General features: G+C 42.3%; 13 protein-coding genes. 2 read left to right on the forward strand and 11 right to left on the reverse strand.

Features of this window, described 5'->3' with window-relative positions; all coding sequences use genetic code 11:
• Positions 1–75 precede the first annotated feature (75 nt).
• From KZA12_RS04605 to ubiG, 3 genes are all read right to left on the reverse strand, one after another.
• Positions 76–852: a YciK family oxidoreductase gene (locus KZA12_RS04605; RefSeq protein ID WP_218689429.1), complete on the reverse strand. Its 777-nt coding sequence runs from the start codon at positions 850–852 to the stop codon at positions 76–78.
• A gap of 207 nt (positions 853–1,059) precedes the next feature.
• Entirely contained in the window at positions 1,060–1,770 is a 711-nt protein-coding gene (locus KZA12_RS04610) for an HAD family hydrolase (protein ID WP_201621607.1), read from the reverse strand.
• Positions 1,771–1,850: 80 nt separating this feature from the next.
• A complete protein-coding gene (gene ubiG / locus KZA12_RS04615) occupies positions 1,851–2,723 on the reverse strand; it encodes a bifunctional 2-polyprenyl-6-hydroxyphenol methylase/3-demethylubiquinol 3-O-methyltransferase UbiG (RefSeq protein WP_201621606.1) in 873 nt (290 codons plus the stop codon).
• A gap of 389 nt (positions 2,724–3,112) precedes the next feature.
• On the opposite strand from ubiG, the gene KZA12_RS04620 reads away from it, so the two are divergent.
• On the forward strand, positions 3,113–3,733 hold the full coding sequence (locus KZA12_RS04620) for a thiol:disulfide interchange protein DsbA/DsbL (RefSeq protein WP_218689384.1): 621 nt from the start codon (positions 3,113–3,115) through the stop codon (positions 3,731–3,733).
• A 159-nt stretch (positions 3,734–3,892) separates the two neighbouring features.
• On the opposite strand, the gene yjgA is transcribed toward KZA12_RS04620, so the two are convergent.
• The 8 genes from yjgA to mazG form a co-directional block, all read right to left on the reverse strand.
• Positions 3,893–4,402 (reverse strand): ribosome biogenesis factor YjgA, encoded by a 510-nt coding sequence (yjgA, locus tag KZA12_RS04625; protein WP_201621604.1) that lies wholly within the window; start codon positions 4,400–4,402, stop codon positions 3,893–3,895.
• Positions 4,403–4,598: 196 nt separating this feature from the next.
• Positions 4,599–5,552, reverse strand: a complete 954-nt coding sequence (rapZ, locus tag KZA12_RS04630) for an RNase adapter RapZ (protein ID WP_201621603.1) — start codon at positions 5,550–5,552, stop codon at positions 4,599–4,601.
• 154 nt (positions 5,553–5,706) lie between these two features.
• The gene (gene panC, locus KZA12_RS04635) at positions 5,707–6,582 is read right to left on the reverse strand and encodes a pantoate--beta-alanine ligase (RefSeq protein ID WP_218689385.1); all 876 of its coding nucleotides are present in this window, start codon (positions 6,580–6,582) and stop codon (positions 5,707–5,709) included.
• Between the two features lie 61 nt (positions 6,583–6,643).
• Entirely contained in the window at positions 6,644–7,444 is an 801-nt protein-coding gene (gene panB / locus KZA12_RS04640; RefSeq protein WP_218689386.1) for a 3-methyl-2-oxobutanoate hydroxymethyltransferase, read from the reverse strand.
• A 33-nt stretch (positions 7,445–7,477) separates the two neighbouring features.
• Positions 7,478–8,017, reverse strand: a complete 540-nt coding sequence (gene folK, locus KZA12_RS04645; protein ID WP_218689430.1) for a 2-amino-4-hydroxy-6-hydroxymethyldihydropteridine diphosphokinase — start codon at positions 8,015–8,017, stop codon at positions 7,478–7,480.
• Between the two features lie 44 nt (positions 8,018–8,061).
• On the reverse strand, positions 8,062–10,395 hold the full coding sequence (gene pcnB, locus KZA12_RS04650) for a polynucleotide adenylyltransferase PcnB (RefSeq protein ID WP_218689387.1): 2,334 nt from the start codon (positions 10,393–10,395) through the stop codon (positions 8,062–8,064).
• Between the two features lie 161 nt (positions 10,396–10,556).
• Positions 10,557–10,949 carry a ComEA family DNA-binding protein gene (locus tag KZA12_RS04655; RefSeq protein ID WP_218689388.1) on the reverse strand — a complete coding sequence of 131 codons (393 nt, stop codon included), beginning with the start codon at positions 10,947–10,949 and terminating at the stop codon, positions 10,557–10,559.
• Positions 10,939–11,811, reverse strand: coding sequence for a nucleoside triphosphate pyrophosphohydrolase (mazG, locus tag KZA12_RS04660; RefSeq protein WP_218689389.1), 873 nt, complete (start codon positions 11,809–11,811; stop codon positions 10,939–10,941). The genes KZA12_RS04655 and mazG overlap by 11 nt, the downstream gene beginning before the upstream one ends.
• A gap of 246 nt (positions 11,812–12,057) precedes the next feature.
• On the opposite strand from mazG, the gene KZA12_RS04665 reads away from it, so the two are divergent.
• Entirely contained in the window at positions 12,058–13,572 is a 1,515-nt protein-coding gene (locus tag KZA12_RS04665; RefSeq protein ID WP_218689431.1) for a phosphomannomutase CpsG, read from the forward strand.
• The last annotated feature ends 7 nt before the right edge of the window (positions 13,573–13,579 follow it).

The raw sequence follows: 13,579 nt of genomic DNA on the forward strand, positions 1-13,579 counted from the left end.
CAAACTATTATTACATCTGTAAGGGTTGTCCAGATCATGTTGATTTATTATTCAAATACTGATTGCGCTTAATTGTTAGTCCTTTAGCTGTAATGCTACTACTTGCCCACGTACCCCGATGCTGGCATCGCTCATCAGACACAAATAGCCGGCCATGATGTCTTCAGGAGTCTGCAAACTTAATGGGCTTTCACCTGGGAAGGCATGAGCACGCATATTAGTACGTGTACCGCCTGGATTAATGCAATTAAAACGCAAATTGGTGGTGTTCTTAGTCTCTTGAGTAAAGATATCACTCATACCTTCAAGCGCTTGTTTAGAGAGTGCATAAGCACCCCAAAATGCACGTGGATGAGTACCTACTGTACTAGAAGTGAAGACAATAGAAGCATTTTTGGCGCCTTTAAGCAGAGGTAATAGGGCTTGAGTCAGCATAAATGTCGAGGTAAAGTTGACTTGCATGACTTTAGCAAAAATATCGACATCATACATCTCAAGTGGGGTTAGCTCACCGAGTATCCCGGCATTATGTAACACCCCATCAAGCTGACCAAATTCTTTGTTAATCAAGCCTTCTAACTGCTGCATCTCTGCATAACTTGCCTTTTCTAAATCCATCGGCAGCATAGCTGGCTGCTGACCACCACTGCTCTCGATTTCGTCATAGACTGCTTCCAGCTTACTGCTAGTACGACCTAAGAGTAGCACTGTTGCCCCATAACGAGCATAGCTTAGAGCAGCTACTCTGCCTATGCCTGCCCCTGCCCCTGTTACTAGGATAGTTTTGCCCTTTAGGCATCCTTCTGTAGCGACAAAATTACGAACCTCCTCAGAGGTTAGTGGTTTGCTAATAGTTTGACTAGAAGCTTGATTAGCCTCTTTATTAGAATAGTTGGTCATAGCCTGGCTCATTGCTTGGGTTTATAAAAGAAGTCGATTATATAGTAAAATAATACCAGTTTTTAAAGGTACTGAGTCATAAGCTGATTAGGGTATAACTTAGTACCTTATAACTTAGTACCTTATAACTTAACGCCTCATCACTTATAGCTTTCAAGTTTATAAATAATCAAACTTGCCGGAACTAAGTAGCAGCTTATTCAACTGCATAGGAGTCTCAACAATATAAGTAGCACCCCACTTTTTAAGGGTCTTTTGATCTTGGGGTGGAATGTAACCATAAGCTGCCAAAATAGTTGGCATGCCAGCAGCATTACCCGCCTCGATATCCCGAATATGATCGCCTACGTACAACACACTAGCGGCGCCACCTCGCGGTATACCCAATTTCTCTAATGCCAAGTACATCGGTTCTGGATCAGGCTTAGGGCGTGAAACATCATCCGGGCACACTAGCACCGTACAGCGCTCAGTTAACTGCATTTTCTCTAATAACTGTTCTGCTAAGTAGCGCGGCTTATTAGTAACAATGCCCCAAGGTACTTGATTGGTTTCCAGAAAAGCCAATACTTCCTGAAGATTATCAAACAAGCGGCTATCGACACAAATATCTGCTTCATAATCGTCTAAAAACTGCTGACGAAAAGCTAGCAAAGTCTCCTCCGTCACCTCTGACTGCTGATTATGGCGCAGCATCAACTTTACCATAGCAGAAGCGCCAGCAGATACTTGCTCACGAATGTCACTCTCAGCGGGTGCTAGCCAATTATTTTCATCACTCATTTTGCCAATAATGCGTACAAAATCAGCAGCAGTGTCAATTAAAGTTCCATCGAGGTCGAACAGCACTGCTTTTACAAAATTGGTCATGAGAATAGCTCTTCTTTTATTAAAAGTGACATTTTAGAATATTTATCATGTGTTCATACTATAGCCCAATGATATTAGGCCTAAGACAAAGGCTTTTGTACTGCCATCATATAATTTACATCGACATTCTGCGCCAACCAATAGCGCTTAGTTATTGGATTATAATGCAGGCCGATGATATCTTGACGAGTAAAGCCTGCAGTGGCAGCCATCTTATCCAACTCAGCTGGAGTGATGAACTTTGCGTAATCATGAGTACCACGATCTAGCAAGCGTAAGACATACTCAGCACCAATAATGGCGAACAGGTAAGACTTAGGATTGCGATTAATGGTAGAGAGCACACAAACACCACCAGGCGCCAACATATCGAAGCAAGCTTGTACAATAGCGCTAGGGTCTGGCACATGCTCCAGCATCTCCATACAAGTCACTACATCGAACTGACCGGCATGTTTAGCCGCAAAACTCTCAACTGCAATATGTTGATAACTTAAAGTCTCAGTCAGGCCGCTCTGCTCAGCATGTAGGCTAGCAGCTTTTAGGTTTTCAGTACCTAAATCAATGCCTATTACTTGTGCTCCACGACGCGCCATAGACTCAGATAAAATACCACCACCACAACCTACATCGACTATTCTCTTGCCTGATAAGCCTGACTCTGCTGTATTCTGATCTGCAGCTAAGCTGGACGTATCGGCCTGATAACCGCGTTTTACATTGTCCTCTATCCAATTAAGGCGCAGTGGATTGATCTCATGCAAGGTTGCAAATGCGCCGGTTTTATCCCACCATTCAGTAGCCAGTTTATTGAATTTATCAACCTCACTAGGATCCACATTAGTGGTGGTTGACCGATAAAAATCCGCATTATCATGGCGGCTTACATCAGTATTGCCATGCTTTACATTGGCATCATTTACAGTAGCGTTAGGAGGTACAACTGAACTCATAGCATTTTCCTTCAGTTTCATTAATAAATAGGATCATTAAAATTATATATTTTGTATAGTTGTTCAATGTTAGCATGACCATGACCGCTTTGTCGTGACCACATAGTGACGGTTTGTGTAGGTTATTATTGATACATCACTACTCAATTTTTTCGACTAAAGCTCTCATTAACTCGCTAGTTTTAGTCAGTTACCATAAGCAGCTCTAAATAGTGGCTACACCTTTGCAACTTTTGGTTAAGAATACGGTTAACAACTGACCGCGTTTTACGTTATTATAGGCAGATTATAGCTAGCTGTTAGCCATTTATTACCACTCTTTAAATAAGCTTTTTATAACTCAAAGCTAATATTAAGCACTCACCCCTTAAGTATCTGAAGGAATAATTATGAAACGTGTTATCGCATTGACTGGCTTGGCTTTTGCTATTGGGCTTACCACTATGAGCGTACAAGCAGCAGACTACGTTGCTGGTAAAGACTACCGTGTACTTGATAATCCAGAAAAAATTAGCGGTAATGCTATCATTGTACGTGAGTTCTTTTGGTATGGCTGTCCACACTGCTTTACCTTAAATCCATTTATGGAAAAGTGGGCAGCAACCAAAGCTAAAGATGTAGCCTTCTTTAAAACTCCAGCAGCTCTAAATCCTGTTTGGGAAGCTAGTGCTCGTGGTTTCTATGCTGCGCAATTATTAGGCTATGAGAACAAAACTCATGATGCCCTATTCAATGCTATTCATAAAGATAACAAACAGATATTTGACCAAGTGTCATTAAGCAAATGGTATGCTTCTAAAGGCGTTGACCAAAAGAAATTCAATAGTCTTTATAACTCTTTCGCTGTGGGTACCAAAATAGGTCGTTCGCAAGCTGGAGCCAAGCGCTATCAATTGAGTGGCGTACCTGCCGTAGTCATACAAGGCAAATATGTAGTCACAGGTGAAAGCGCTGAAGTCCCTAAAGTAGTCGATTATCTAGTCAATAAAGTTCGTGCTGAGAAGAAATAATTGTCCTAAGTAGGCCAGTTAAATAATAAGACGCAATATATAACCAGTTGCTAGTCTAATGAGTTAAAAATTAACTCAGTAAAAAAGCCAATCATTTTATTATGATTGGCTTTTTTATGGTTACTTATACTGCTAACTAATAATACTGTAAGCTCAGGATTACTTAAGATCAGATAAAATAGCGACTTCACGGATGTAGCTTACTAGGTCTTCTTTCGACTCTGCCATTAACTCATCATCTTGATTATGTTTGGCATACTCAATCCATAATAATAACTGATAAAGACTATTACGCTCAGAGATTTTGTACTGCTTCACAAACTGCTTGAGGGTGCCTTCATCATTGATATTCAATCGGCTATGCCAGCTCTCAATTTTAGCCACTTGCTCACTAGCGAAATGAGCCTCAAACAGCGCTTTTACTAGCTCATGACGGTTCTCTTCACTGATAAGCTTGCCAACACGTTTGGTTTGACGAATGCGAGCAGTGGCACTAGTGATATCTGCTAAAGCCATCAACTCTGCCATAAAGTACTCACTGGCAGGAATTTTTTTTAGCTGCTTTTTTGACAAGTTTGATAGCGGTATAGATAATGTTTGTAAGCGCTCATGAGCTTTTTTTAGTTCAGTGCGCGAAACTCGCATGTCCTGTTCTGACCAGTCAATCATATAAGCTCTCTAAAATAGTAGTTAAAAAATAATAGTTAAAAAATGATTTCAATATTAATCATAATATCTAGTAATAGCGTTTCATGAAAATGTTTAATGAAACTGCTAAATGGTAGTACTTGCCAGCTCAACTAAAAAACAGTTAGCGCTTGGTCAAAGCTATTCTTAGGTATGGTCAACGGTTAGCAGCTGTCCCTTACCAACGACTCTTTTCACGATGCTTGGCAATGACCGTTAACTCTGCTGGTAAACTAGCAGCCAGCCTGTTTCGTAGCTGTTCAGTGATAAATACTGAACGATGCTTGCCACCAGTACAGCCTATACCTATAGTCACTGTATGACGATTATTATGCAAGAAGTCTGGTAGCCAACGATTTAGAAACTTATCGATATCATCCGTCATTTCTGCAACTTCAGGATAATCAGCAAAGAACTCTGCCACTTCACCATCGAGTCCAGTAGCGCTACGCAGCGCAGGATTCCAATGCGGATTCGGTAAAATTCTAACATCAAATACAAAGTCGGCGTCAATAGGACTGCCATACTTAAAGCCAAAAGATAATAGGTTAATGACAATTTTATTTTCAGCACCTATTTGTTCACGTAGACGCTCTTTTAATTGGTGAATATTCAGCTTAGTAGTATCAATAATAATATCAGCATGACTAGCAATAGGTTGCAATAACTCAACCTCTTTTTTGATAGCGGCTGGCAAGTTATAGCTAGTATGCTCCGAATCTTCACTATCTTGTGCCATCAACGGATGCACGCGACGAGTGGCGTTGAAGCGCGCAACTAGGGTGCCTTCTTGTGCAGTGACATAAATCACTTGCACGTTTTTTTCATCGTAAGTCTGTTTTAAAGTATCGTGTATGGCAGAGAAATTCGATAAATCGGCACGCGGTGAGCGAATATCAACACCTAGAGCAATACGTTTGAGACCGCTCTCGCTAATCAGCTTATGCGCTGCTTCAGGCACTAAGGATAATGGCAAATTATCAATAGAATAATAGCCTAAATCCTCTAGTATATTTAATACTGAAGTTTTACCTGATCCTGAACGACCAGAGATGACTAATACATTGATAGCATCTTCTGAATTCGAGGCTACTACTGTATTCTGCTGTTGAGCTTTACCTGTTGCTTCCATGACTCACTACCCTGTCTTATTAAGTCCATTGAATCACTACTATGCCCGGTCTATTTATGGCTTGTTTGCTGATAACTATCAAATCTATTACTGAATCTATAGCAAGCTAGATTGTAGATTACTAGTAGAGCATTGCTATTAAAACGGTTAATTATTAAGGGTTGACTGTCAGTAACTGGTTGTCTAATAAACGAGCACGACCTAACCAAGCAGCGACTAAAATAATTAAATCTTGGCTATTAGTAAGCTGAGAGTCTTGGGTATCTATGGCTGCAAGATCGGTAGTTTTTACTTCTAGATAATCAATAACTAAGCCTGCGTCAGTAATACGTTTAGCACTGTCTGTTAGCAGTGATTGCAATACGGACTTATAGTCTGGTGCCTCAGTCAGTTGCTGCGCTAGGCGTTGTAACTCACTATGCAAAATAGGCGCTATCTGGCGCTCATCCGTATTGAGATATTGATTGCGCGAGGATAAAGCCAAACCATCACTGGCACGAACTATTGGCGCTCCAATAATCGCAATTGGATAACTCAAATCACCAACTAATTGTTTGATAATAGCTAGTTGCTGATAGTCTTTTTGTCCGAATATGGATACATCAGGTTGGACAATATTGAACAGCTTAGCCACCACAATGCCCACACCATCGAAATGGGTCGGTCGTGACTGGCCACATAACTGACTAGTAATAGCACCAGCAGTAATCGCAGTCGCTGGTGGTAGCACTGGATACATCTCATCACTACTAGGTGCGAAGACATAATCAGCATCCACACTAGCTAGCATGGCTACGTCCGCATCAAGGGTACGTGGATAGCTATCAAAGTCCTCGCCTACACCAAACTGAGTAGGATTGACAAAAATACTCACCACCACAATATCTGCATGCTGTTTGGCCAGCTTTACTAGCTGCAAATGCCCTTGATGTAGGTTGCCCATCGTCGGCACTAAAGCAATGCGTTGCTCGCTACGATACGGCTGCAAAGCTGCGCGCAAAGAGTCAATATGGTGATGAATAATAGGCATTATAAACTCTGGTTATAGGGTGCTATAAAAAGTTAGTCAGGATAACAGAAGCAATCAGCTACTAACTAAATTGATGCTGCTCAGTAGGAAAACTACCTTCACGTACTGCTTGCTGATATAAGGCAAATGCCCCTTCGATATTATGATCACTATTGCGCACATCGGTTAAGAAGTCATGGACAAATCGTGGTACTCGTCCATGCACCATTCCTAACATGTCATGCATGACTAGTACTTGACCATCAGTATCCGCGCCAGCACCTATGCCAATGACTGGTACTGGAACAGTTGCTGTTACTAGTTTGGCAAGCTTGGCAGGAACGCACTCTAGGACTAATAGCGCCGCTCCAGCAGCTACTACTGCTTGCGCATCAGATAGTAATTTGTCCGCAGCATCCTCAGTACGCCCTTGGATTTTATAACCCCCAAAGACATTGACTGATTGCGGGGTTAACCCTAAATGCACACAAGTTGGTGTACCGGCATTGGCTAACGTAGTTACTAAATCACACAGCTCACTACCGCCTTCAACCTTGATCACATGAGCACCAGCTTGCATCAGCTGACGGCTATTAGCGATGGCATCGGCTAAGGTAACATAACTCATAAAAGGCAAGTCAGCTAAAATCAATGCCTGCTTGTTGCTACGAGCGACATTAGCAGTGTGATAAGCCATATCGCTTACTGTAACTGGTAAAGTCGAGTCATGGCCTTGTACCACCATGCCTAAGCTATCACCAATCAAGATAGTATCTATCTGTGCCTTGTCCATCATTCGTGCGAACATAGCATCGTAACAAGTTAGGCAAGTAAATTTGATACCGTCTTTTTTAAACTTATTTAAAGTCGATAAAGTCGTCATATGACCCTCGATAAGGCTTTATTAATGTGGGTATTACTCAGAATTATCTAAACGCAGCTTAGGCTCATCTAGACGCTGTAGCGCTGTCCAGTCTACACTTAAAGGGTAATCGCTAATAGACTGCTGTAAAATCATTAGTTCCGGCGCCAGTTCTCGCAATGGAACTAAGACAAAATTGCGTTCGCTTAGCCCGACATGCGGCACTATCAAGCTTGGCTCGCTCACTTGCTGTTGACCATAAAGTAGAATATCTACATCCAGGCTACGTTCACCCCAGTGTCTCAGACGCGTCCGCTTAGCTCCTTGCTCTAGCTGCTGACAAACATCAAGCAGCTCAAGTGGCGCCAGCGTAGTCTCAAGTCCCGCCACAGCATTAACAAAATCAGCTTGATCTTGCGGTCCCATCGGCGCCGAGCTATAAAACGAAGAGACTTCTACCTTGCGAATCTGTTTATACTGACGTAGAGCACTCAACGCTTGCTGCAAATGTTCAGTTGGTGAACCTAAATCATTGGCCAAGTTACTACCCAAGCCTAAATAGCATTTAATCCAACTGCTAGCCTCAGCGTTCATACTGCTAGCAATGCCGTCTGTATTTGCCTCAGCTTTTATGAGCATTACTTACCTTCTTGTTCCGTCACCGTAATATCAGTACTAGGCTGACGGCGGCGACGCTTTGAAGGTACAGCGCCTTTAACATTACTACTGCTAGCTGTTTTTTGGCTAACCTTAGCCTGTTTTTCAGAAGCCACTTTAGGGATCTTAGCTTGCTCACCAGCTTTACCGCCTCCAGCTAACTTGGCAGTTGTTTCCTTAGACTTAGACTTAGACTTAGGCTTAGACTCAGGCTTAGAATTAGCTTTGGATTCAGTATCGACTGGCACTACTACTTTAGGTGGTTTTTTCTCATAACGAGTAGTTGAACCATTAACCGTAGGCATTGCCTCTACGGTACTTGGCTGACGGCGACGACGCTGATGCGGTATCGGTTCATTATTAGTACTAACCAATTTTGGCGTTTGTGCTACTTGGGTTTCTGCTACAGAAGTCAGTGGGCGCTTGGCTTTTTCTTCAATAACTACAGATTTAGCTGACTTTTGATCCAGTTTTTGCTCCGGCTTAGGTTGTAGCTTAGGCTTAACTTTAGATACTGCCGTTTTTTGTTCAACACTAGTACTAGTATTAGCACGGGTATTAGCATTTGAATTGGCATTAGGCTTCTGCGTTTGCTCTGCCAGTTGCTTTTTCAGTGGCGGAACGACGTTATCATGCTCAATCACAAACAGGGGCGCAGGGCTAGAGGCTTGGTCTATATTAGACTCAGCACTACTATAAGCCAATGACAGCTGCTGTAATTGTGCCAGCTCATTACTATCATGCTTCTGTCGCGGCGTCAGCTTATTAGCAGACCTGTTGCTATGGCGCGATTTTGACGGTTCAGATTGTGGCGACGATGACTGTAAACTGGCGTCAGCTTGCGGCGCTGTCACCAAAGCCTCCGAGGCATTATCAGCACGACGGCGACGACGTGACGGTACGTTTGAGGCGTCATTAATAGCTGTGGGCTGCGCATTCGTCATCAATTGCTCTTTTTTACTACTGTTGTTTTGACTGTTAATATCGCTTGGCTGTGCTTGCTCGTTATCGCTACTATCTTGTTGATTTTGACGATTACGTCCGCGACCACGTGGCCCATTCTTCGCTTGCTTATAAGCTCCACGACGAATATTTTCATCAAAATCTTCGATTGCTTGTTGTTTTTGCGACTCAGACAAAGTCTGATAAGTCTGCCACCAGTCCCCCATATCATTGGTTGACTCTGACAACGGATGCTCAGCATCACCACACTGCTCACGTAATAACAGGAAGTCAAAGCCAGCACGAAAACGCGGATGCTCAGCCAACTGCTCTATTTGCTTACTACGCGGTGCGGCAAGTTTTGGCTGCAATAGCCAAATATCACGAATGAACTGCTCAGCAAATTTAGGAATAGCGGTTTTGATACGTTGACGATCAATAACTTTACCAGCCGCTTGCATTTGTGCTTCAGCGAATGGCATATTGCGTTTTTTAGCTTTTTCTAACTGGTGTAAATAGTTTTCCCACAGCAAGGCGGCATAAAAGAAGGCTGGATTGATACTTTTACCAGCACCAATACGCTTGTCTGTATTAATAGCTACTTGCTGCACTAATGGGCTCGGGTCAGCAGGCGGATAGATGATAAGGCTATCAATCGCTCCTGATTCAAACAATAAAGGTAGTAATGGTACTAGATAACCACCAGTAAACATCTTCTGAGTTTCATCATAAAGACGATGCGGTGATATTTGCTCTAACAATGCCCAATTACCATCATGAAACTGCTCGGCTAACTCTTTATCGAACTCAAAGCCTAATTTCGCTTTGAAACGTAAGGCCCGCAGTAGACGCACTGGATCTTCTTCAATACGTACTGGTGCATTGCCCAACAACCGAATTATCTTGTTATCGATATCATCAAGAGCACCACAAAAATCGTGGACTACGCCTTTGAGCGGCTGATAATACAGCGCATTGATAGAGAAATCACGACGAGAGAAATCTTGTTTGATATCACCCCAAACGTTGTCACGTATGATCATACCGTCTTGATTGGTATTGGAATCATTATTGGGTGGACCACGAAAAGTAGCTACTTCTATCAGTTCACGTCCAGAATACACATGCGCCAACTGAAAGCGGCGACCGATAATGCGGCAACGCTTACCAAACACATCTTTGATTTCATATGGCTTGGCATCAGTAACCGCGTCGAAGTCTTTTGGACGCAGTCCTAATAAAGTATCACGCACTCCTCCGCCGACGATATAGGCATCAAACCCAGCTCGGGATAGAGTGGCAATTACTTCAGTAATGGAATTAGGTAATTCAGATTTATTCAGTTCTAACTGCTTGGCGGCACGCTCGGCCATGCATCTACTCCTTGCCATATTCTTAACCACCCTGACCAACACAGCGTTTGTCAGGCGGATGTACCTGCTAGTTTAACAAATTTTATGCACGGTGGGTGTATTTAGATATTTACTTACACGCAATTTTGTCAAAATTATCGTCAATTAAAAAATATTTAATTCTATAGTTGTAAACGGGATCGATTTTTCTCTATGGTTTTAGCCCCAATACCTGTTACTTTTGCCAATTCATCGATACTTTTAAAGTCGCCGAACATTTCGCGGTATAAGATAATAGCTTGTGCTTTACTGCTACCAATACCTTTTAGCGATGTCAGCTCACCTTCACTAGCACGATTGATATTAATGCTATTTTGGCTTAGGGCTTGGTTTTCCAACTCTTCTTGGGTTAGCAAATAATTATAGGCGCTTTGCGCATTACCGAAGCAAGGCGCTGCTTGTCCCTCATTAACCACTGTACCGAAACTAAAAAATAAGGCAAAAGCTAAGCCCCAAGCCAGTGTAGCTGACTTAGTGAAACTAAAGCCATAAAACGACCTGTTTTCAGCGTTCATACTGTTTGGCGGCCTCCCATAGCCTATCCATCTCAGTTAAATCACTATCTTCTACACTTTTATCTACTTGCTCTAATTGGGTTTCGATATAAGCAAAGCGTGATTTGAATTTGTGCACGCAAGTGAGGGCTGCGGCTTCAGCGTCCAAGTTTAATTTACGGGCTACATTGACTAAGCCAAAAAAACAATCGCCAAGCTCTTTTTCAATGTCTCTAATATTGGCTTTGCTTATATTGTATTTAGCAGCCGATTTTGACTTGTCCCTAACCTCCGCTTTTAATTCACTAATCTCTTCATCAAGCTTATCGAAAGCCCCTTCAATGCCTGGCCAATCAAAGCCTAACTTTGCCGCTTGCTTTTGTACCTCTTGTGCTTGCATCAAGGCACTACCGGCTTTTATGGCATCCAACCGACGGCGCGGTTTGCCACGAGCAGCAGCAGCCTGATGCTCCTCAGCTTTGATTTCATCCCAACGGACTTTAACTGCCGCTTCATCAACTAGATTTTCGGCTTCAAACACGTGTGGATGGCGACGAATCAGCTTCTGTTGTAAGGTGCTTATGACGTCACTGATATCGAAACGACCTTGCTCAGCATAGAGCTGACAATGAAAAACAACTTGTAGCAGAACATCACCAAGCTCACTTTTGATATCTTCATCATCATCAGCTTGTACCGCTTCGCCCAGCTCATAAGCTTCTTCGATAGCATAAGGTATTAGGCTATGATTGCTCTGCTTTTGATCCCATGGACAATCCGCACGCAGCCGTGCCATCAAGCCTAACAAGTCAGTTAATTCGCCACTAGCCTCAGGAGTTCCTTGTACTGGCGTCGGTGCGCTAATGATATTTTGCTCAGTCATAAAAGCTACTCTTGTGTTTTTAGTTAATTTTTATAAAAGATAGCAAGGTAAACAACAGCTGTAAAACTCATTATTATAGCTAGCAAATGCAGTAAAGTGAGGCTAAATAAGCTAAGCTAGAGACAGGCTTTTACCCTATTGATTCATCAGTTAGTGTATCATTTAATATTTACTACCTTATACTCATAACTGTTATTTTTATAGCCACTTTACTGTTCTAACTCAAGGAATGTTCTAGCCATGTCTATGTCTGATAGTGCTACTTCTGTAAGCTATACTTCTCCCCATACTGAATTTACAGCTATTACTATTGATTCCTTTAAGGCTTATGATATTCGTGGTGAGCTTGGGGTCAATTTGGATGAAGATATTGCTTATCGTATTGGCCGCGCCTTTGCACAGATTCTATCTGAGCGCGTTGATGCTAATGATGATAGTGCTACTAATAATGAGTTAAAACAACTCAAACCGGCTATTGTTATCGGCAGTGATATCCGTGACTCTAGTGAGCAACTTAAGCAAGCAACTATCACTGGTATCCTAGATGCTGGTATTGATGTCATAGATTTAGGTATGACTGGGACCGAAGAAGTCTATTTTGCTACTAGCCATTATCAAGCGCTAGGAGGCATCGAAGTGACCGCTAGTCATAACCCTATCAATTATAATGGGTTAAAATTGGTTAAAGAGCATTCAAAGCCTATTAGTGCCGATGATGGTCTAGCTGAGATCCAAGCATTAGCTGAGTCTGGTCGATTCACTACTGGCAATGAACAAGGCGCAAATTATCGGCTAGGAAAGCGACAGTTATTAACCGATAAAAGCGCTTATATAGATCACGTAATGAGCTTTGTTGATACCAGCAAATTACAACCTTTAACCTTAGTTATTAACTCAGGTAATGGCAGTGCAGGGCCTGTAGTCGATTTGTTGGTCGACAAACTAATGCAAGCTGGCGCACCGATCAAAGTCATTAAGCTGCATCATCAGCCTGATGGTAGCTTCCCTAACGGTATTCCTAACCCTATGATTTTGGCCAATAGACAATCCACTCAACAGGCCGTTATCGAGCACAAAGCAGACTTAGGTATAGCTTTTGATGGTGATTTTGACCGCTGCTTTTTATTCGATGAAAATGGTGAGTTTATTGATGGTAGCTATATAGTCGGTATGCTGGCGCAAGCTTTTTTAAATAAGTATCCTGGCCAATCTATCGTTTATGATCCACGGGTACTTTATAATACCGAAGCGGTGATTGACGCCCATAATGGACAAAAGGTTATTAGTAAATCAGGACATTCATTTATTAAGCAAGTAATGCGCGAGTCGGGCGCTGTTTATGGTGGTGAGATGTCAGCGCATCACTATTTCCGTGATTTCTGCTATTGTGATAGTGGCATGATTCCGTGGTTATTGACCATTGAGCTGTTATCAGTTACTGGCAAAACCCTTTCACAATTAGTCACTGGTTACATTGCCGCTTACCCAAGCTCAGGCGAATTAAATTTTCATCTCACTAAACATGATGCGGCAACTATCATCAATGATATAGAAGAAAAATTCAGTAGCCAAATCCCTACTAAGTCGACTCTCGATGGCTTAAGTCTTGACTTCAAGGATTGGCGTTTCAATTTGCGCGCTTCTAACACCGAACCCTTGATTCGATTAAATATTGAAACTCGTGGCGATGAGAAATTATTAGCAAGCAAAACTCAAGATATTCAGCAATGGTTAGCTTTACAAGGTGCAGTTCCAGCTTAAGCTATTC

The organism is Psychrobacter sp. BF1 (assembly GCF_019279065.1).
GTDB classification, from domain to species: domain Bacteria; phylum Pseudomonadota; class Gammaproteobacteria; order Pseudomonadales; family Moraxellaceae; genus Psychrobacter; species Psychrobacter urativorans.

Excerpts from the sequence above, each read along its gene's own strand:
- KZA12_RS04610 (WP_201621607.1), bottom strand. The coding sequence starts at position 1,770 with ATGACCAATTTTGTAAAAGCAGTGCTGTTCGACCTCGATGGAACTTTA.
- ubiG (WP_201621606.1), bottom strand. The coding sequence starts at position 2,723 with ATGAGTTCAGTTGTACCTCCTAACGCTACTGTAAATGATGCCAATGTA.
- KZA12_RS04620 (WP_218689384.1), top strand. The coding sequence starts at position 3,113 with ATGAAACGTGTTATCGCATTGACTGGCTTGGCTTTTGCTATTGGGCTT.
- yjgA (WP_201621604.1), bottom strand. The coding sequence starts at position 4,402 with ATGATTGACTGGTCAGAACAGGACATGCGAGTTTCGCGCACTGAACTA.
- rapZ (WP_201621603.1), bottom strand. The coding sequence starts at position 5,552 with ATGGAAGCAACAGGTAAAGCTCAACAGCAGAATACAGTAGTAGCCTCG.
- panC (WP_218689385.1), bottom strand. The coding sequence starts at position 6,582 with ATGCCTATTATTCATCACCATATTGACTCTTTGCGCGCAGCTTTGCAG.
- panB (WP_218689386.1), bottom strand. The coding sequence starts at position 7,444 with ATGACGACTTTATCGACTTTAAATAAGTTTAAAAAAGACGGTATCAAA.
- folK (WP_218689430.1), bottom strand. The coding sequence starts at position 8,017 with ATGAACGCTGAGGCTAGCAGTTGGATTAAATGCTATTTAGGCTTGGGT.
- pcnB (WP_218689387.1), bottom strand. The coding sequence starts at position 10,395 with ATGGCCGAGCGTGCCGCCAAGCAGTTAGAACTGAATAAATCTGAATTA.
- KZA12_RS04655 (WP_218689388.1), bottom strand. The coding sequence starts at position 10,949 with ATGAACGCTGAAAACAGGTCGTTTTATGGCTTTAGTTTCACTAAGTCA.
- mazG (WP_218689389.1), bottom strand. The coding sequence starts at position 11,811 with ATGACTGAGCAAAATATCATTAGCGCACCGACGCCAGTACAAGGAACT.
- KZA12_RS04665 (WP_218689431.1), top strand. The coding sequence starts at position 12,058 with ATGTCTGATAGTGCTACTTCTGTAAGCTATACTTCTCCCCATACTGAA.